Source organism: Caldicellulosiruptor bescii DSM 6725 (assembly GCF_000022325.1).
Taxonomy (GTDB): Bacteria; Bacillota; Thermoanaerobacteria; order Caldicellulosiruptorales; family Caldicellulosiruptoraceae; genus Caldicellulosiruptor; species Caldicellulosiruptor bescii.
In genome coordinates this window covers 1,233,809-1,252,797 of record NC_012034.1, presented here as the reverse complement: position 1 = coordinate 1,252,797, position 18,989 = coordinate 1,233,809, and the positions used below count along the sequence as shown (strand labels likewise).

The 18,989-nt window shown below is 35.3% G+C and carries 22 protein-coding genes; 1 reads left to right on the top strand and 21 read right to left on the bottom strand.

Translation table 11 applies throughout. The annotated features are described in order from the left end of the window. Positions 1-13 precede the first annotated feature (13 nt). The 13 genes from ATHE_RS05800 to ATHE_RS05740 all read right to left on the bottom strand — a co-directional run bounded on the left by ATHE_RS05800 (position 14) and on the right by ATHE_RS05740 (position 10,568). Positions 14-1,039, bottom strand: a complete 1,026-nt coding sequence (locus ATHE_RS05800; protein ID WP_015907658.1) for an elongator complex protein 3 — start codon at positions 1,037-1,039, stop codon at positions 14-16. Next, complete coding sequence (rnc, locus tag ATHE_RS05795) at positions 1,036-1,704, bottom strand: ribonuclease III (RefSeq protein WP_015907657.1); 669 nt, start codon at positions 1,702-1,704, stop codon at positions 1,036-1,038. The genes ATHE_RS05800 and rnc overlap by 4 nt, the downstream gene beginning before the upstream one ends. 92 nt (positions 1,705-1,796) lie before the next feature. Next, on the bottom strand, positions 1,797-3,035 hold the full coding sequence (gene fabF, locus ATHE_RS05790; protein ID WP_015907656.1) for a beta-ketoacyl-ACP synthase II: 1,239 nt from the start codon (positions 3,033-3,035) through the stop codon (positions 1,797-1,799). An 81-nt stretch (positions 3,036-3,116) separates the two neighbouring features. Then, positions 3,117-3,353 carry an acyl carrier protein gene (locus ATHE_RS05785; protein WP_013290663.1) on the bottom strand — a complete coding sequence of 79 codons (237 nt, stop codon included), beginning with the start codon at positions 3,351-3,353 and terminating at the stop codon, positions 3,117-3,119. Positions 3,354-3,409: 56 nt separating this feature from the next. Continuing rightward, a complete protein-coding gene (gene fabG, locus ATHE_RS05780; RefSeq protein ID WP_015907655.1) occupies positions 3,410-4,156 on the bottom strand; it encodes a 3-oxoacyl-[acyl-carrier-protein] reductase in 747 nt (248 codons plus the stop codon). A gap of 41 nt (positions 4,157-4,197) precedes the next feature. After that, the gene (gene fabD, locus ATHE_RS05775) at positions 4,198-5,109 is read right to left on the bottom strand and encodes an ACP S-malonyltransferase (RefSeq protein WP_015907654.1); all 912 of its coding nucleotides are present in this window, start codon (positions 5,107-5,109) and stop codon (positions 4,198-4,200) included. A gap of 18 nt (positions 5,110-5,127) precedes the next feature. Continuing rightward, entirely contained in the window at positions 5,128-6,114 is a 987-nt protein-coding gene (locus ATHE_RS05770) for a beta-ketoacyl-ACP synthase III (RefSeq protein WP_015907653.1), read from the bottom strand. A 2-nt stretch (positions 6,115-6,116) separates the two neighbouring features. Beyond that, positions 6,117-7,121 (bottom strand): phosphate acyltransferase PlsX, encoded by a 1,005-nt coding sequence (plsX, locus tag ATHE_RS05765; RefSeq protein WP_015907652.1) that lies wholly within the window; start codon positions 7,119-7,121, stop codon positions 6,117-6,119. 21 nt (positions 7,122-7,142) lie between these two features. Then, positions 7,143-7,721, bottom strand: a complete 579-nt coding sequence (gene fapR / locus ATHE_RS05760) for a transcription factor FapR (RefSeq protein WP_179121870.1) — start codon at positions 7,719-7,721, stop codon at positions 7,143-7,145. Positions 7,722-7,851: 130 nt separating this feature from the next. Continuing rightward, entirely contained in the window at positions 7,852-8,760 is a 909-nt protein-coding gene (galU, locus tag ATHE_RS05755) for a UTP--glucose-1-phosphate uridylyltransferase GalU (RefSeq protein WP_015907650.1), read from the bottom strand. A 110-nt stretch (positions 8,761-8,870) separates the two neighbouring features. Further along, positions 8,871-9,170: a DUF1292 domain-containing protein gene (locus ATHE_RS05750; protein ID WP_015907649.1), complete on the bottom strand. Its 300-nt coding sequence runs from the start codon at positions 9,168-9,170 to the stop codon at positions 8,871-8,873. Between the two features lie 84 nt (positions 9,171-9,254). Continuing rightward, positions 9,255-9,572: a hypothetical protein gene (locus tag ATHE_RS05745; RefSeq protein ID WP_013430500.1), complete on the bottom strand. Its 318-nt coding sequence runs from the start codon at positions 9,570-9,572 to the stop codon at positions 9,255-9,257. A gap of 78 nt (positions 9,573-9,650) precedes the next feature. Beyond that, positions 9,651-10,568, bottom strand: coding sequence for an NAD-dependent epimerase/dehydratase family protein (locus ATHE_RS05740; RefSeq protein ID WP_015907648.1), 918 nt, complete (start codon positions 10,566-10,568; stop codon positions 9,651-9,653). Between the two features lie 126 nt (positions 10,569-10,694). Between ATHE_RS05740 and ATHE_RS05735 the strand changes: the two genes are divergently transcribed. After that, positions 10,695-11,285 carry a hypothetical protein gene (locus tag ATHE_RS05735; protein ID WP_015907647.1) on the top strand — a complete coding sequence of 197 codons (591 nt, stop codon included), beginning with the start codon at positions 10,695-10,697 and terminating at the stop codon, positions 11,283-11,285. Here the strand turns inward: ATHE_RS05735 and ATHE_RS14270 are convergent. The 8 genes from ATHE_RS14270 to ATHE_RS05700 all read right to left on the bottom strand — a co-directional run bounded on the left by ATHE_RS14270 (position 11,229) and on the right by ATHE_RS05700 (position 18,979). Continuing rightward, entirely contained in the window at positions 11,229-11,411 is a 183-nt protein-coding gene (locus tag ATHE_RS14270) for a pro-sigmaK processing inhibitor BofA family protein (RefSeq protein ID WP_015907646.1), read from the bottom strand. The two genes, ATHE_RS05735 and ATHE_RS14270, sit on opposite strands and share 57 nt — an antisense overlap. A 74-nt stretch (positions 11,412-11,485) precedes the next feature. After that, complete coding sequence (locus ATHE_RS05730; protein WP_015907645.1) at positions 11,486-11,734, bottom strand: hypothetical protein; 249 nt, start codon at positions 11,732-11,734, stop codon at positions 11,486-11,488. A gap of 73 nt (positions 11,735-11,807) precedes the next feature. Next, on the bottom strand, positions 11,808-12,407 hold the full coding sequence (gene recR / locus ATHE_RS05725) for a recombination mediator RecR (protein WP_041727129.1): 600 nt from the start codon (positions 12,405-12,407) through the stop codon (positions 11,808-11,810). A gap of 18 nt (positions 12,408-12,425) precedes the next feature. Next, complete coding sequence (locus ATHE_RS05720) at positions 12,426-12,767, bottom strand: YbaB/EbfC family nucleoid-associated protein (RefSeq protein WP_015907643.1); 342 nt, start codon at positions 12,765-12,767, stop codon at positions 12,426-12,428. A 53-nt stretch (positions 12,768-12,820) separates the two neighbouring features. After that, positions 12,821-15,394, bottom strand: a complete 2,574-nt coding sequence (locus tag ATHE_RS05715) for an AAA family ATPase (RefSeq protein ID WP_015907642.1) — start codon at positions 15,392-15,394, stop codon at positions 12,821-12,823. Positions 15,395-15,421: 27 nt separating this feature from the next. Next, complete coding sequence (locus ATHE_RS05710; RefSeq protein ID WP_015907641.1) at positions 15,422-16,684, bottom strand: metallophosphoesterase family protein; 1,263 nt, start codon at positions 16,682-16,684, stop codon at positions 15,422-15,424. 29 nt (positions 16,685-16,713) lie between these two features. Further along, positions 16,714-18,378, bottom strand: coding sequence for an ATP-binding protein (locus ATHE_RS05705; RefSeq protein ID WP_015907640.1), 1,665 nt, complete (start codon positions 18,376-18,378; stop codon positions 16,714-16,716). A 7-nt stretch (positions 18,379-18,385) separates the two neighbouring features. Next, complete coding sequence (locus ATHE_RS05700) at positions 18,386-18,979, bottom strand: hypothetical protein (protein WP_015907639.1); 594 nt, start codon at positions 18,977-18,979, stop codon at positions 18,386-18,388. Positions 18,980-18,989: the final 10 nt, after the last annotated feature.

Here is an 18,989-nt window from a genome sequence, read left to right as displayed (position 1 = left end):
ATGTTAAATAACCTCAAAGTCTGCTAATATCAACTACAGTTTCGTTAGATTCTGTAATCATCCTTATCTTATCAACCTCTTCATTGCTACATAACACTTCAATTTCAGCATGAGAAAAAAGCAGTTTAAACCTCTTGATATTACTTTTTTTCTGTCCTACAAACTTTGAGTAGTTCTTAGGATGTACTATAAACAATACTTTAGTAAACTTTTGGTCTTGTAATCTTTCTACAACCTTTCTGAATATTATCTCTGAGTCTACAAGCTCACCAAACGAAGGATGAAAAGGTCCTGCTAAAACTTTTGCATTGTAATTTATCTCTTCTGTTGGCTGAAGCCCAACTCTAATAACATTTACGCCCTTTTCTATAAATATGGATTTTATCTGGCTACATCTTTCCACTGCCTCATTTAAAGAAAGAGGCTCATATTCTCCTCTTTGGTACATCTTTGCAAGATAAGTACCCTCTATGACAAGAGTTGGATAAATCCTTGCAATGTCTGGTGAAAAACTGGTCAATATCTTTGCTGTTTCAATATCCTTCTCAGACGTTGATTTTGGAAGCCCTACCATAACTTGAACCCCGAGTAAAAACCCAAACTTTTTTATCATTTCCATTGCATTTTTGCTATGTTGAGCAGTGTGTCCTCTTGCACTCGCATTTAAAACATGGTCAAACATGCTTTGGATTCCAAGTTCTATTGTCCTCACATTGTAAAGTTTTAATAATCTTAATCTCTCCTCATCAATACAGTCAGGTCTTGTGGAAATTCGAATACTCTTTATTCTCTCGAAACTATTAGCAAGTTCAAGCAATTTTTTTTGAAAATCTATATCGATGGCAGTAAAATTACCACCATAATATGCAAGTTCAACCTCCTCATCTGAATTAATTTTCAGCCCTTGTTCAATCTGCCTTTTTATCCTGTCCAAGCTTACCTCTTCTTTTTCTCCAGATATTGTTTTTTGATTGCAAAATATACAGTTAAAAGGACAGGCATACTGAGGAATAAATATGGGCAAAATCCTCTGTTTCACTCCTCTTGCTCCCCCATTTCAAGCAAGAATTTATACGCTGCATCCTGCTGAGCTTCTTTTTTTGAAGTTCCGTATCCTTCAGAGACTTTTTTCCCTTCAATGAAAAGCTCTGACTTGAAATATTTCTTTTCAATTATTTCATAATCTTTGTACACAATCTTTTTTTGCCCTTTCTTCTGTACAAACTCTTGAAGCTTTGTCTTGTAATCGTAAAAAAGCTTGCCTGCTACAGCTTTTTGAATGTAAGGTTTAAGAAGATTAACAATAATCTTCTCAAGTTTTTCGAAGCCAGATTCAATAAAAATTGCTCCAAAAATAGCTTCAACTACATCTGTTAAAATAGATTTGTTCTCATGAAATTTTTCCATTTTTTCACGTTTCCCAAAAATTATATGATTTTTAAGATTCAGCTTTTCAGCAATCTTAGATAACGTCTGACTACACACAACTGCAGCTCTTATATTAGTAAGTTCACCTTCAGAAAGCTCTGGAAAATGGACAAACAAATATTTGCTCACAACAAGTTCTAAAGCTGCATCACCAAGAAATTCAAGCCTTTCATAGCAGTTTTTGTTACTATGTGTTGCTGATTTATGAGTAAGCGCAAGTCTCAACAAGTTTTTATCCATGAATTTGTATCCTAAAGCTTTCTCTATTTCTTCCATCCTTACTTCTGTTTTCCCCTTTCGTGAAAATCTTCTATTAACAAATACAAAATGCCCCAATTTCTTTTTTAAAATTGGGGCATCTTTATTTTCTACTCTTCGTATTTTTTAAGAACAAGAACTGCGTTGTGACCTCCAAAACCGAAAGAGTTTGTCATAGCATACTCAATATTTCTTTCTCTGCCCTGATTAACAGTATAATCCAAATCGCACTCTTCATCTTTGGTAGTATAATTAATTGTTGGTGGAACAAATTGGTTATATATTGCCAATGCAGTTATCAATGTTTCCACTGCTCCTGCAGCGCCAAGCCAATGACCTGTCATAGACTTTGTAGAACTTACTGAAAGTTTATATGCATGTTCACCAAACAATTTCTTAATTGCAAGTGTTTCGTATTTATCATTATAAGGTGTAGAAGTACCATGAGCATTTATATAGTCTATCTTTTCAGGATCAATTCCTGCATCCTTTATTGCCCTTTGCATTGCAAGCATAGGCCCTTCCCCTTCTGGGTCAGGGGCTGTTATGTGATATGCATCATCTGACGCACCATATCCCACAACCTCAGCATATATTTTAGCTCCTCGCTTTTTTGCATGTTCAAGTTCTTCTAAGATAAGTATCGCTCCACCTTCGCCCATTACAAACCCGTCCCTGTCTTTATCAAACGGTCTGCAGGCTGAATTTGGGTCAGGGTTTGTTGACATTGCCTTCATAGCACAAAAACCTGCAAATGAAAGTGGAGTGATTGCCGCCTCAGACCCGCCAGTGACTATCACATCAGCATAGTCTTGCTGAATCATTCTAAATGCTTCTCCAATTGCATGTGCGGAAGAGGCACATGCTGTAACAATTGTTTCATTTATACCTTTGAATCCATATGTTATTGCAATGTGTCCTGCTGCAATATTTGCTATCATCATTGGAACAAAGAAAGGACTTACCCTTGATGGTCCTTTCTCTCTCAATATATTTGCCTGTTCCTCTAATGTCTCAATTCCCCCAATGCCACTTCCTATTACTACACCAACTTTTGTCTTGTCAATGTTTTCTAAATTGAGTTTACTATCTTCAAGTGCAAGTTTTGTTGCTGCTAAAGCAAAGTGTGTGAACCTATCCATTCTTCGTGCTTCTTTTTTGTCTATGTAATTTGTGGGGTCAAAGTTTACAATCTCTGCAGCAACCTTTGTAGGAAAGTTTGAAATGTCAAATTTCTCTACAACTTTGATACCATTTTTCCCATTTTTGATAGAATTCCAAAACGTATCTATATCAAATCCCAAAGAGGATATAACTCCCAGCCCAGTTATCACAACTCTTCTTTTCATTCAAGTTTACCTCCTAAACGTTTAAAAGTTGAATACTTTACCCCTGCTTTTGAAATTCTTAAAAGCAGGGGCAAGTATTTTTTATTGATGCTCTTCAATATATTTTACCGCATCTGCAACTGTTCTAATCTTTTCTGCATCCTCATCTGGAATTTCAATGCCAAACTCTTCTTCAAGCTCCATGATAAGCTCAACAATGTCCAGTGAGTCTGCACCAAGGTCATCCAAGAAAGAAGATTCAGGTGTTATCTTGTCTTCTTCAATGTCAAGTTTGTCTGCTATGATTTTTTTTACCTTTTCAAAAATTTCGCTGTTCACAAAAAACACCTCCAAAAATTTTGTATTTTTAATAATCGCTCTACTTAAGAATATTATTACATAATCATCCCACCGTCAACAACAATAACTTGCCCAGTAATATAGGATGAAAGGCTTGAGGCAAGAAAAAGTGCCACGTTTGCAATCTCATCAGCCTCGCCAAATCGACCAAGTGGGATGGAAGAAAGCATGGCCTCTTTTACCTTGTCACTTAAAACTTCTGTCATGTCAGTTTTAATAAATCCTGGTGCTATTGCATTTACCCTGATATTGCGGGACGCAAGTTCTTTTGCAAGAGACTTTGTAAGACCTATTATTCCTGCTTTGGACGCTGCATAATTTGCCTGTCCAACATTTCCTGCAATTCCTACAACAGAGGATATATTAATTATATTGCCAAACCGCTGTTTTACCATCATTTTGGCAGCTGCTCTTGCGCACAAAAACGCTCCTTTTAGGTTTATCGAAATAACCTTATCAAAATCCTCCTCATTTATTCTAAGAATTAGTCCATCTTTTGTAATTCCAGCATTGTTAACAAGTATATCAAGTCTTCCAAATTCATTTTCTACTTGTGAAAACATCTGATTTACTTCATCTGGATTTGAAACATCACATTTTATTATCATCGTTTTTGTTCCTATTTTCTCTATCTCTTCTTTCAAATTTTCTGCTTGGGACTGACTTGACGAATAGTTAATAACTACATTTGCTCCGTTTTGAGCAAACTTTAAAGCAATAGCTCTTCCAATTCCACGTGATGCACCTGTAATGAGCGCCACTTTATCTTTTAAAAGTTCCATAATTTAAAATCCTCCTACAACAAAATCTTATGAATGCGATATTAAAGATTATTTATGTCTTCAACCTTGTTAATGTTTATAATTTTAACATCCTTTTTTATCTTCTTTACAAGACCACTTAAAGTGGTTCCAGGTCCTATCTCTACAAATGTATCAAACCCATCTTCCAAAAGCCTATTTACACATCCAAGGAAATTTACAGTAGTATAAACCTGTTTTTCTAAAAGGTCTATTATATCCTCTTTTTTCATATAATCTGCTGTAACATTCGATACAACAGGGATTTGAGGTTCTTTTATGTCAATTTCTAATAAGTGTTTTTTTAGTTTCTCTCCTGCACCTTTTATAAGGCTGCAGTGAAATGGGGCAGAGACGTTAAGTTCCACACATCTTTTTGCTCCCTTTTGCTTTGTAATCTCCATTGCAAAATACACAGCTTGTTTTTCTCCGGAAATCACTGTCTGTTCAGGAGAATTGATGTTTGAAATTTCAACAACTCCCTTCTCTTTTGCTATTCTACAGACTTCTTTTACATCTTCAGCTGACAAGCCCAAAACCGCTGCCATTGCTCCTACACCTTCAGGCACCTCATTTTGCATATATTCTCCTCTTTTTGAAACAAGCCACACAGCAGTTTTAAAATCAATACAACCAGATACAACAAGCGCAGAGTACTCTCCTAAGCTCTGACCAAATACAGCTTTAGGTTCCAGTCTGTCTTTCACAGCTTCATATATTGCAATTGAGGTTGTAAGAATCGCAGGCTGAGTAATTCTTGTAAGTTTTAGCTCCTCTTCAGGACCATTGAAAACAATGTTTTTCAAATCGAAATCCAAAGCTTCATTTGCTAAATCAAAAATCCTTTTAGAAGCGTCAAAATTCTGATAAAAATCATAACCCATACCAACAAATTGCGCACCTTGACCAGGGAACATAACTGCCAATTTTCCCACTTTTTATATCTCTCCTTTCTAAATCCATTTAACAGCACAAGATGCCCACGTAAGGCCTCCTCCGAATCCAACAAGTACAATCTTGTCACCTTTTTTTATCTTTCCTTCTTCTATTGCCTCATCAAGTGCAATTGGGATTGATGCAGCAGATGTATTACCATATTTGTGCAGGTTAACAAACACCTTCTCCATCGGAATTTTGAGCCTCTTTGCAGCACTTTCAATTATCCTTATATTTGCTTGATGGGGTATGAAAACATCAATATCCGAAGAAGAAAGCCCAACCTTTTCCAAAACTTTTTCAACTGCGTATGGCATTATTTTAACAGCAAACTTATAAACCTCGTTGCCGTCCATAAAGATTTTTCTAAAATTTGGCATATCTTTGGACTGAGAATAGCTTAAATCACTGAGCCCAAACGCATGACAGTAAAGCAAAAGCCCATTTTCACCATCACTTCCAAGCTCAAACCCTAAAATACCTTCTTCGCTTGAAGCTGTTAAAATGGCAGCACCTGCCCCATCACCAAAAAGCACACATGTGGACCTGTCAGACCAGTTAGTTATCTTAGAGAGTGCTTCGGCACCTATAACAAGAGCAGTTTTGCAAAACCCGTTTTGAATAAATTGAGTAGCAATTGCCATACCATATATAAAACCTGAACATGCTGCGGATATGTCAAAAGCAAATGCATTTTTAAGTTTTAACTCTTTTTGAACAAGGCATGCTGTTGAAGGAAAAAACATCTCAGGTGTTACTGTTGCAACAACCACAAGGTCAATCTCATTGGGTAAAATTCCTGCCTTTTGAATAGCATTTCTTGCCGCTTGGACCGCTAAATCGGTTGTAGAAAGTTTTCCATCAACTATTCTTCTTTCTTTTATACCTGTTCGCTGGGTTATCCATTCATCAGATGTATCAACCATCTTTTCTAAATCATGGTTGGAAAGAATTCTCTCGGGTACAAATCTTCCTGTTGAAATAATCTTGACATTGTGTTTCATTTTTAGACCTCGCTTTCGGCTGTGATTTCTTCTTTAAGTAATGCTAATACATTATTTTCATAAAAAGCCTTTGCTTGATGTATTCCGCTGAAAATTGCCTGCCCATCTGATGAACCATGACATTTTACTATTATTCCATCTATTCCCAAAAGAGGAGCTCCTCCTACTTCCTTGTAATCGTATTTACCTTTTAATCTTTTGAGGTACGGTTTTAACAAAAGTCCACCAATTTGGGCTCTAAAACTTGATTTTGCAATATCTTTTAGGATATCAAAAAACAAAAGTCCCATTCCCTCTGTAAGTTTTAAAACTATATTGCCAACAAATCCATCACACACAACTATATCAGGGGGTGAAAATGGTAAACTTCTTGCCTCAACATTCCCCACAAAGTTTATGTTTTTTGCACTTTTTAAAAGTTCATACGACTGTTTTGAAAGGTCATTGCCTTTATTTTCTTCTGTGCCTATATTCAAAAGCCCGACTGTCGGGTTTTTCTTACCAAGCACCTTACTTACATACACTGTTGCCATCTGAGCAAACTGCAAAATATTTATTGGTCTGCAATCTGTGTTTGAACCAACATCAATTAAAAGGTACTGCCCATCTTTGTAGGGAAGCCGAGTTGTCAAAGCAGGCCTGTCTATCCCTTTGATTCTTCCAACAATCAAAAGCCCGCCTGCCATCAAAGCACCAGTGCTTCCTGCTGATACAAAAGCATCAATCTTGCCTTCTTTCAAGTACTGCAAACCCACTACGATAGATGAGTCTTTCTTTTGCCTTATTGCTTTTACTGGTTCATCTTCAAATTCTATCTTTTCTTTACAATCTATTATTTCTAATTTATCGAGAGGTTGCACTTTTTGAACACACTCTTCTTCAATAATGTTTTTATCGCCAAAAATTACTATTTCGTCATCTCTATTCTCCTTTAAATAGAGTGCAACGCCCTCTATAACTGCATGTGGTGCGTTGTCACCGCCCATTGCATCAATACCAATCCTCATATTTTACTACACTCCCATTTCCTATTGCGCTGAATTAGTCTCTTCATTTAATGCAACAAGAATAAATTTGCCCCTGAAAACCTCCTCATTATTCCTCTTGATAAATACCCATACTATATATTTATTGTTCCTTTTCTTTTTCAGCTCAGCTCTTGCAACAAGCCTATCATTTGCAAAAACTGGTGTTTTATACTTTATATTTGCCACTCCAATCAACGCTGCTTTTGCATCAATAACAGACATCGCAACCGACTCAGCAAAAGCATAGATGTACTGACCTTTGACCATATTACTATTGGTAAAGGTCATCCACAGCTCTGGCTCAAATGTTGCAATAGCAAAATTTTCAAGCTCTATGTCAATAATCTCACCCACAACATCTCGCGGTGAGATTGTCTTGAGCTTAGATATGCTTTCTTTTGCCATCTCCTTTATTCTTTCTCGAACTTCTTTGATATCCAAAATTGCCCTGTCAAGCCTTATTGTCTGAACCGAACATCCAAATTCACTTGCTAACTCCTCATCTGTTATAAAAGGGTTTTCTTTTATTCTTTGAAGCAGAAGTCTGTGTCTTTCTTTCCTTGATAGTTTTGCCATAATTTTATCACCATGATTTAATATTTGATATTAATATCAGGTATTAAATTCTTATGCCAATATTATATATAAATATGACTTAATTTTCAATAACAAAAAAGCCACTTTTTTGAAAGTGGCTAAAAAACTAATCTTAAATTTCTTCTATTTCGTGTAATTTCTCTTTATAATTTTTGGCATTTACAAGAGTAACAAGATAATTGTAAAAATCTTTGCCAATGTCTTTTCTTGAAAGAGCAATCTCGACTGTTGCTTGCAAAAATCCAAGTTTATTGCCCACATCATATCTTTTCCCTTCAAACTCATAAGCATACATAGCTTCTTTTTTTGAAAGTTCTCTTAAAGCGTCAGTCAGCTGTATTTCTCCACCAACACCTTCTTTTGTGTCTTCTAAGATATTTAATATCTCAGGTGTGATGATATATCTTCCAAGCACAGCGATATTCGAAGGTGCTTCTTCCTTTTTTGGTTTTTCAACAAGGTCCTTTACCTTATAGATTCTATCTTCTATTTGTTTTCCTGCCACAATTCCATACTTGCTAACATCATCATCTGATACTTTTTGCACACCCAAGATGGTTGTCCTGTACTCTTCATACACCTCTATCAGCTGTTTCAAACATGGCTTTTCAGAAATGATGATATCATCACCAAGCAAAACTGCAAAAGGTTCATTGTCAATAAAAAGTCTTGCACAGTATACTGCATCACCAAGTCCTCTTGGCTCTTTTTGACGTATGTAATGAACATTGTAGTCTGCTATTTTTCTTATTAGCTGAAGATTATCATAATCCTTTTTGTTTTCAAGTGCAACTTCAAGCTCAAAAGACTTGTCAAAGTGGTCTTCAATTGCTCTTTTGCCACGCCCTGTGACAATTAAAATACTCTCTATCCCCGATTCTAACGCTTCTTCAACTATGTATTGAATTGTTGGCTTGTCCACAATGGGAAGCATCTCTTTTGGCTGTGCCTTTGTTGCCGGCAAAAACCTTGTTCCAAGTCCTGCCGCAGGAATGATTGCTTTTTTAATAATTCTTTTCACTTATTTATCACCTTCTTTTTATGATTTTATTTAATTAATTCCATTATATCACAAATTGAGAGAAAAAAATAAAGCACGACCTCAAAAATTGGCCGTGCTTTATTTTTCACTTACTCTTCATCATCGTCATACATATCAAAGTCTTCGTCATCAAATCTGGACTGGAAGATTTCAAATACATTTTCAAGCTCTTCTTCGTCTTCTACACCCACATATACCTCTTCACCGTCTCTATCTTCTATTCTGAGAATTACAACCTCAGCCTCTTCATCTTCTTTCTCCATCTCTTCTAAAGGAAGAAGTACTATATAGTCATTACCATTGTAATTGACCCTATCAAGCATCTCAAAAGATATTTCTCTTCCTTCCTCATCTACCAATGTTACTACATTGTCTGCAAACATATCCATAATAAATTCACCTCTTTTCTAAATATAGATTATTGTAATACAAAAATTGGCACATGTCAACACTCAAATTCATCTACAAATATATTATCCCCACCAGATTTCATCATAACCATCTTCTTGGTCATTTGGTCCTTCGTAAAAGTCCAAATAACAAATCTTACCTGTAGATTTCTCAACCATTTTCAACCTAAACATAAAATCCGGATGCTCAATTTTATCAACTGCATCATAATCATAGGCATTATCAGTGGCAACTTCAAACCCAAAACCTTCAAGGTCGCTTATGACTTCTTTAATCTCATATTCAAAGTCGATATCAATCTCAGGGATATTTCCTTCTTTTAAAAGCTTTGCAACCTCATCGATTTCGCCTGTTTGATACCTGAAACCTCTTTTTATCATATTCTAAACAACCCCTTTTTAATAGCATTTATAAGTATATTAAATCTTACGATATAATGATACCCTTTATAAAAATTGTTAAACAGATTTAGATATAAAACATTCAACTGTCTTTTTCAATCCTTCCAAAAGTGAAAATTGTGGTGAAAATCCAAAGACATTCTTCAAAAGATTATTGGAAAGACAGCTGTGTGCAATATCGCCGGGCCGTTTTGATTGATAAACAGGACTTTTTTTGTACCCTGTTAAGCCAGAAAGAATCTCAAATAGTTCATTTACCGATATATTTTTACCAGTGCTCAGATTAAATGTTCCCGAAACAGAACTTTCCAGTGCAATACAGTTTGCTTCAGCAACATCTTCAACATATATAAAGTCTCTTGTCTGAGTCCCATCTCCATATATAATTACATCTTTGCTACCCAGCATACGCTCACAAAAAATTGATACAACTCCGCCCTCTCCACATGGGTCCTGTCGTGGTCCATAGACATTTGAATATCTGAAAATGATATACTCAAAATGAAACTTGTGTGCAAACATCTTTATATACTCTTCTGAAGTAAGCTTAGACAAACCATAAAAAGATTCTGGTCTTAACGGATGATTTTCGTCAATTGGAATATATTTTGGTTCTCCATAAACTGCTGCTGATGATGCAAAAATAAATTTTTTCACTTTGTATTTTACGCAGTAATCAAGAAGATTAACCGTGCCCAAGATATTTATACTGCAATCAAGGTAAGAATCTTCCATAGACTTTGCAACACTCACCTGAGCTGCCTGGTGTATGCAATATTCAATCTTATTTTCTTCAAATACTTTTTCTAAATTGTCACGAATATCAAGTTGATAGAATTTAGATTTTGGATTAATATTACAAACGTTGCCGGAAAGAAGATTGTCCACAACGCATACATCATACCCTCTTTCAATGAGTTTGTCAACAATATGCGACCCTATAAAACCCGCACCGCCTGTCACAAGAACTGTCAATAGACTTTGCACTCCTTTTTATTTTGTATATAGAAAAAGTATATATCTAATTTATTTCGATTGCAAACTTTGATATAATTAGAGGGGAAAATAAAATTAAACATCAGGGGGTTTTTAAAATACGAAATGAAAACCAAAAAGATATTTCTATATAGTCTGCACATTTTGAAAAACCACTTTCTAACAACTGTCATATTTATAGCCTTTATGTACCTATATTTTTCGGTTTTCAGGGGAGTAACTTCACAGCTTATAAGTGGCATATTTATCTGTCTACTTTATTTTTATGGAAATTTTTCGAGTGGCAGGTTTCATGCAAAAAAAAGAGATGCACTGTCTCTTTTAGAAGGTGCTGTAGCTATAACTATAGCTTCACTTCCCACAATTGTTTTAGCTATACTGGCAACAAATTATGTATCTCTGAATGATAAGGGTTTTTTAAATACTCATTGGGCAAATGTAGCATATAGACTTTGGAACTCCCCTTTTATTGGAGTATATTCATACGCAGATGAGATTGCAAAATCTAAGCATTCAGTCAATGTTATAATAACAACTTACTGGATAACCACATTATTCTTGCCTGTTTCATCCTTGATAGGCTATTCAATTGGTGTACTGGAAAAGAAAGAATTAATAAAGCTTCCTGAATATACTTTTTTACCTAAAAAGAAGAGCCAAAATAAAAAGCAGAGCAAAACCGGTAAATCCTATTAAAGTTCCAATTGCAAGGTTTACTATGTTAAATCCAATATGAAGACCATACGGCTGGCACATGAGATTAAAAAGGATGATAAAAGATGCAGTAAGAATAAATCTCACAATTAAATCAAAAAGTTTCATATATTGATTCCCTCTGATATGACTTTTCTAAATATAAATTTATGTCAAATCAAAAATAAAAAGAACCCTCTTTTTCAGTGAGGGTTCTGCTTTAAGATTTTATACAGGTAGTTTAACCACTTTTCAGCAAGAATTTGTTGATAGATGGCAATCTCTATAAGGTCTTGATCAGAAGCGAAATTAAAAATGGTGTTTGCCGAGGCAAGTAAACCTTTTACATAATTAAGTAATGATTCATAGTCATTTCTTTTTTGATCATCCATTTCTTTGCTTAGTTTATCTGCAAACTGGTCTGATACTACATTTAAAATATCCACTTTCATTTTAATTTACAGTTTTCCTCATTTATAAAGCTTCTTTTATATATTATGCACCAATATTTTATTTAATATACTACTAAATCTCTCTTCTTCCTTCTATTGCTTTAAGAATTGTAACCTCATCAGCATACTCAATGTCCCCACCAACTGGAATTCCTCTGGCAATTCTTGTAACCCTGATACCCATTGGTTTTATAAGCCTCGCTAAGTAGGAGGCAGTTGCCTCACCGTCAACGTCAGGATTTGTGGCAATTATAACCTCCTTGATTTGTGGGTCAGAAAGTCTTTTTAGCAAAACATCAATCGTAAGCTGTTCAGGATACTTACCTTTGAGCGGGGATATCGCACCGTGCAATACATGATATAGTCCTTTATATTCCTTTACTCTTTCAAGTGCTGCAACATCCTGTGGTTCTTCCACAACACAGATAATACTTTTGTCTCTTTTCTCGTCTTTACAGATAGGACATACCTCGTCTTCTGTAAAGTTACAGCACACTCTGCACAGTTTTGTGCTGGTTTTAGCACTCAAGATAGCATCAGCAAGTGCCTTGACATCTTCAGTTTTCATGTTAATGATATGAAATGCAAGCCTCTGGGCAGTTTTTTGCCCAATTCCCGGAAGCTTTTCAAGCTGCTGAATTAGTTTCGATATAGCATTTTCTTTTTGCTGCATCTTCATCTCAACCTCGTTTTAAAAAAGACCTGGGATACCAAACCCTGTAACTTTTTGCATCTCTTCTTCAACCATCTTGTCAACTTTTCTTATAGCTTCATTTACACATGCAACTATCAAATCCTGCAAAGTTTCCACATCTTCCGGATCAACAACCTCGGGTAATATTTGAATGCTTTTTATCTCTTTTTTACCATTAATAACAACCTTGACAGCACCACCGCCACTACTTACCTCAATCTCCCTTTGATTTAATTCCTCTTGCAACTTTTCTATTTCCTCTTGCATCTTTCTTGCCTGTTTTTGGAGCTGATTTATATTAAAGCCACCACCAAGCCCAGGAAACTTATTTTTTGCCATTAAAGTTTTACCTCCTTATCCAACATTAATTTCTTTTCAAAAATACTTTAATATTATACAACAAAAATTTTAGACCCTTCCACATCTTTTTTAACAATAATCCGTTGGTCGAACGCATCCATTAAATCCTCAATGTGGGTTATAACAAGTATAGTGTCAAATTGGTCTTTAATTCTATTCAAACATTCAACAATGTGGTCTTTTCCCTCTTCATCTTGAGAACCAAAACCTTCGTCTAAAATTAGCATTCTGATTGAAGCACCTGCTCTTTTGAGAAGTACCTTTGAAAGAGCAATTCTGATAGCAAAATTTATTCTGAAAAGCTCTCCTCCAGAAAAAAGCTCATAGTTTCTTGTACCATTTGCATCAGAAATTTCTATCTGGAGAGTTTCTATTGTTTTTCCAGATGCTGTTTCTTTTTGGGTTTTAAAATCTATTGAAAATGCTCCGTTTGTTAGTATTTTTAAAAGTCCATTTGCTTCATCTCTTATCTGTGGCAGCGTATTCGCAATAATCTCATTTTTTATTCCATCTGGTCCTGTGATATCTATTATTATGTCGTATATTTCAATCTTTTTTTTCATCTCCTCTATTTCACTCTCAAGCCTCAATAACTTCTTTTTTGCCTCTTCAATCTGATTTAGTTTCTGCTCAAGGATTCCCAATTCCTTTAAAACAGAATTAAGACTTTCTTGAAGATTTCTTATTTTACTTTCACAGCTTAGAATATCTGACTTTACTTTTTCAAGCATTACAGTATGTGCAATAGTAGATATATTTGCTATCTCCTGCTTTAAATCCTCAACCTTTTTCAAAATCTCTTTTTCCTGTTGTTGATACTCAAGTATCTCCTTTTTTAAATTCTCAGCTTTGACCTTGTTTATAGTAAGCTCATTAAATAGGCTTTGATACATTTCAAGTTCTTTTTCTCTTTGCAAAAGCTGGGTGTAGTAATTCTCATCAAAGTTTAAAATGGAAATTTCTCTTTTTAGGTTTGTCATCTCTTCTTTTAACCTTTCTATCTCATCTTCACAAAGCTTTATAGTTTGGGTCACCTGAATTACTGAATTTTGTAGATTAACAATGTTTTGTGTTTTCTGCTCCACCTTAGCCTTCAAGTTTTCAAACATCCCGTGAAGCTTTTTTTCTCTTGCCCGAAGAACCTCTTCAAGTTTTATCTTCTCTTCAAGCTCAGAAAACTCTTTTTTCAAAATTTCAAGTTTTTTTATCAAACTTTCTCTTCTTTGTTTAAATTCCCTACCCTGGGCTGCAATTTCACTCTTTATATGCTCTTTTTCTTCCTGACCATTAATTTGGCGCAAGCATACTGGGCACCTTCCCTGATTTGCTTCTATGAGCCTGTAACTTGAAGCAAGCTCTTTTAATTTGTTCTCCACCACTTCTAACAACTTTTCATGTTTTACAATCTCATCTCTTTTTTTCTCTTGTTCATGTTTATACTGTTTTACTTTTTCCAGCTCATTTTCGACCTTTGAAATTTCAATCTCTACCTTTTTTATCTCTTCTTCATACTTTAAAATCTCAGAAGTTTCTTTATTAAGTTGTAAATTACTTTCTTCGATACTCTTTTCAAATATTCTTTTCTGATCCAGTTTGTTTTTTATTTCCTTCTCACACAGAACTATTTTATTTTTGAGCTCAAGATACATTTCATAATCTTTTCTCTTGAGTTCAACCTTTTCTTTTACCATCTCATACTCTTTAACCATTGCAGTTATTCTATCTTCTTCATTTAACTTTTCTTCAATTTTTAAAAGCTCTTTTCTGGCAGTTTCAATCCTATACCTTATCTCCTCAGCTTTTCTCTGATGTTCTATCATTTCACTCTTTTTCTGACTCAATAAACTAAGTTTTTGTTCTATTTCAGACTTTTTTGAAATAAGGGCATTTAGTTCATTTCTCAAACCATTTAATTCAGCTTCAATTGCTGTTCTCTTCTTTTCCAAATCAGCCACCAAAGATTTTATAGACTCTTCCTCTGACAAAATCTTATTTTCTTCCTCTATTTCTCTGTTCTTTATATCCAGCAAAACTTTTATTTCTCTTCGTTTTTCTTTCGCAAGTTCGTTTATCCTGTCATATATGCTCAGGTTCAATATCTTTGCAAGCACTTCACGCCTGTCCTCTGGCGAAGACAGCAAAAAATCTTCTGTTCTCTTTTGAGAAAGATATGTTGAATGCAAAAAGACATTAAAATCTATCCCTAAAATATTCTGAAGCTTTTCTTGAGTTTGGGTGTTAGTTGCTTCATTTATAGGTATGAGGCTGTCTGCTTTTCTAACAAAAAGTGAAAGGTACTTTTTACCTCTTCTATCAAGTCTTCTCACAACTTTATATATGGTCTTATTCAATTCAAATTCAAATTCAACCTGCATATAATCACTATGTGAGTTTATATACTCTGTTTCTGCAATTTTTCCACGTTTTCCTGTTTGAAGTCTTTCAAACTCACCAAAAAGTGCCCAGGCAATTGCTTCAGCAATAGAAGATTTTCCATTTCCATTCTTCCCTATGATACAAGCAACTTTTATATTACTAAAATCAATCTCGTTCTGACTATCCTTGTATGATTTGAAATTTTCAATCCTCAAAAAAAGAGGTTTCAAATTACATCCCCACCTCTTACTTTTCCCTTATTTTTCTTGGATTTCATGTAGAAGTTTTTTAAATTCTGATACAATCTTATCTTTATTTTCTACATCCCTGTATTTCTGGCTTGCAGATAAAAACTTTTCGAATGCCTCAACAGGGTCCGACTTTTCATCAACCTCAGCAATTCTAAAATCTTTCTTTGAGTCAATTACCTCAATTTCGATAGGCGCTAAAACAAAACATCTGTCTCTCAAAAACCTTTCAACAAGCCCAATGTCAATCTTCTCTTTTATCAAACTCTGAGTTTTTATTATGAGCTTTACAACCGAAACCTGAATACTACTTGAAGTACTTTGCTCAAACATTTGTATTTTCTCTTCTATTTTGTCAAGAATCTTTTTGGTGAGATTTTCTACTTGGTCTTCAAACACATCAATCTCCAACTGGCAAAAAGGTCTTACCTTAACAGGTTGAAACTCAAACCTAAAGCTATCTTTATCTAATTCAAACACAACAAACCCCTTGCTGTCGTTTGCTTCAGAAAAATCTATTCTGTCAGGCGACCCACAATACAGCACAGTAGGGTTTGCTGCATGTAAAATCTGAGGTTTGTGAATATGTCCAAGGGCCACAAATTTTAACTTTGGATTTAAAAGGCATGAAAGAGGCACTTTTATGTCTTTGCCAAGCATAATTGATCTTTCGCTTCCAATCTGCGCCTCTACTACAGTAAAGTGCCCAGCAAGTATTGTTGGAATATTATCTTCTGAAGAGTCTAAAACCTGGCTTAGTTTTTTCTCAAAAAAATTGGCTGCTATCATATCAAGCTCTTCAGTCTTTTGAGGAAATGTCTCATCCACAAACCTTTCAAGATAAAGGTATGGCACAGCTATAATGCGAAGCTTTTCATCTCTTATTTCAAATTCTTTGACTTCAAAAGGTTTGTCCATTACAACAATGTTTGGCTGTTCAAATATCTCAAAGACCTTTACAGAATGGTCTTTTGTCTCAAATGGATGCATATCATGATTGCCTGGAATTATAATGACCAAAACACCTTCTTTCGAAATATCCACAATCCTTTTGTAAAACATATTCCTCAGCGTAGAGTTTGGTTCCCTGTCTTTAAAAATATCGCCTGTTATAAGCAAAAAGTCAATGCTGTTATCTCTTATAAACTGCAATATTCTGTCAAATGTTTTGAAAAAGTCATGTACACGTGAGCCAAGTCCGTCTGGAGTTTCGCGGCTATAAGTTGTCACTCCAAAATGAAGGTCAGCTGTATGAACTCCTCTAATTGCCATCTTATTCTCCCTCTTAAAAAATTTTTAATTTAATAGCACATCTCATCAAGCCACTTCTTAGATGCCTCTAAAGTTCTTTCATACTTTTCATCCACTTCATCTTCTTTGAAATAAATTGAAACAAAATCATAAAAGCTACTATCATACCCCCTCGTTTTTATCGCAATTGGCATAGGAACTGCATGACCTATTAACAAAGCCTGCTGTTTCGAATCAAGCGACTCTATAATTGCCCTCAGCTGTTTACTATTTTTCATACCAGCAAGTGCACTTGTAATGTCAGCTTCATCAGAAAGAGATAAAATAATCCTTGTTCCAATTTGCGATGCAATCTCGCTGTCTATCTGAGAAGGTCTCTGGTCTATACACATAAGACTTACCTTAGCTTTTCTCATCTCTCTTGCTATTGTTCCAAATATTGTCTGCTTTGCAACATCGGGCGATAAAAATCTGTGTGCTTCTTCAATAGCAATCACAAGTGGCCTTGGAGGAGAATATTTTTGTCTGTTTGAGATATACCTTTCGTACATCTCCATATATCTTTGGTAAATACGTCTTGATAATACGTTTGTAACAAAGAGGTAATTAAGTAATTTATCACTTTTGCCAAATGTTATATCAACACTTATACCTTTTTGAAGATAGTTTAAAATAATATCAATTGAGTTTGTACCAGGTCGTCTATCATATCTAAGGTAGGGTAATTCTTTTAACACAGAAAGCTTTCTGATAAGTGCCAAAAGCGAACTTCTGTTAACAACTGCTTCGCTGTCTTTAAACCTCTCTGCTAAGTCCTCACCATTTATAAGTATCTCTTCAAGCCAGTGTTTACCCTCTGTCTCCAATTTATTTTTCAGTGCAATCATAACCTGTTGTGCTGTCTCATTGAGGTTTAGCTCTTCTGCAATTGATAAAATATCCTCGATCTCAACATCTCTAACATCAATCTCAATCGGCAAAACACCTGCCATTGACGAGGAATTTTCAATTGTCATTATCTGGACTTTGCTTCCAAAAAGACTTTTAAGCCCTTTAACAGGACGGTTTTCCTCATCAACGCTGTCAGGTCCATGGTCTGAGTGAGCATCAAAAATGAGAAGCGATGCCTTATCACAAAGGATAATCCCCGCCATCAATAATCTTGCAATAAATGATTTTCCTGTACCAGTCCTCCCATAAATGCCACTGCTTCGTTCAATAAATCTTTCCATGTCTATGCATACTGTAGAGCTTTCGTCCATGTCAAGAACACTTCCAACTGGAAAATAACGTCTTGGACTTTTTTCAAAACTTCCAAACACATCTGAAATATCATCATAGGTAGCTCTTCTAACACTTGAAGCATGAACGGGTATGTTTCTTATAGGCTGATTTTTCTTTTCCTCAAGGTCGTAAGAAAGGACTGGCTGTGCCTTGAACACAGTATAAATTGAAGTCCCCCTTGTAATTCTGTTCAAAAGCAGGCTTGAGTTTCCTCGCGGAAGTTCTGTCAAAGCTTGCTTGTTCATGCCCTCTATTACCATGTCGGTAAGCATACAGTAGTACTTCCTCTTTTCTGTTTGGCTAACAAGAATTGCTCCAATCCTTGTACTTTCCACAACAGAATCATCCTCGACTTTTATTGCAAGACCTTCTGAATACGAACCACCTATGATTTTGCCAATTCTGTTCTCTTCATACATACTACTTGCCATATTTCAATCACCCTTCTTGTACAGTCATTATCAAATTCTCTAACCTCTCAATTATAGGCTCAAGAAGATTGAGGTCATATTTAAGATAAGCGTTCAAGCTTTTTCCCATCTGTTCTATATAGTAATAGTCTTTTCCTCTTGCAAGATATGCAAAAAAGAGCATCCATGGAACAACCTCGATTATATCAATATCTTTTGCCTTTAGTACAGAATTTAGAAAAAGACCATTTTGAGTGGCAAGAAGAATTTCTTTTTGGGTTGCCAGTTCAACCAAACTGTGAAGTCTTATACTTTTGTCAGGAAGACATCCAACAAACTTGCCATCCACTATGTAGCCAAGAACCACACATTTAAAATACCCCTTCAAAATCTGGTCAATCTGAGGGTAATGCTTTTTTATCTCTTCAGGTGACTTCCACAAAGCTCTCGGATATTCTCCCTCGGAGATGCTGCCGACGTCATATCTTGTAACACATCCTATCACCTTGTAATCATCTAACTCAAACTTTATAAACCTGCCGGGTGTAGGTATATTGTTCAAGTCCCTTGCCTCACAGGTAAGTTGTGTAAAAGAAATATCTATTATCTCACCCACTATCATCTCAAAAACT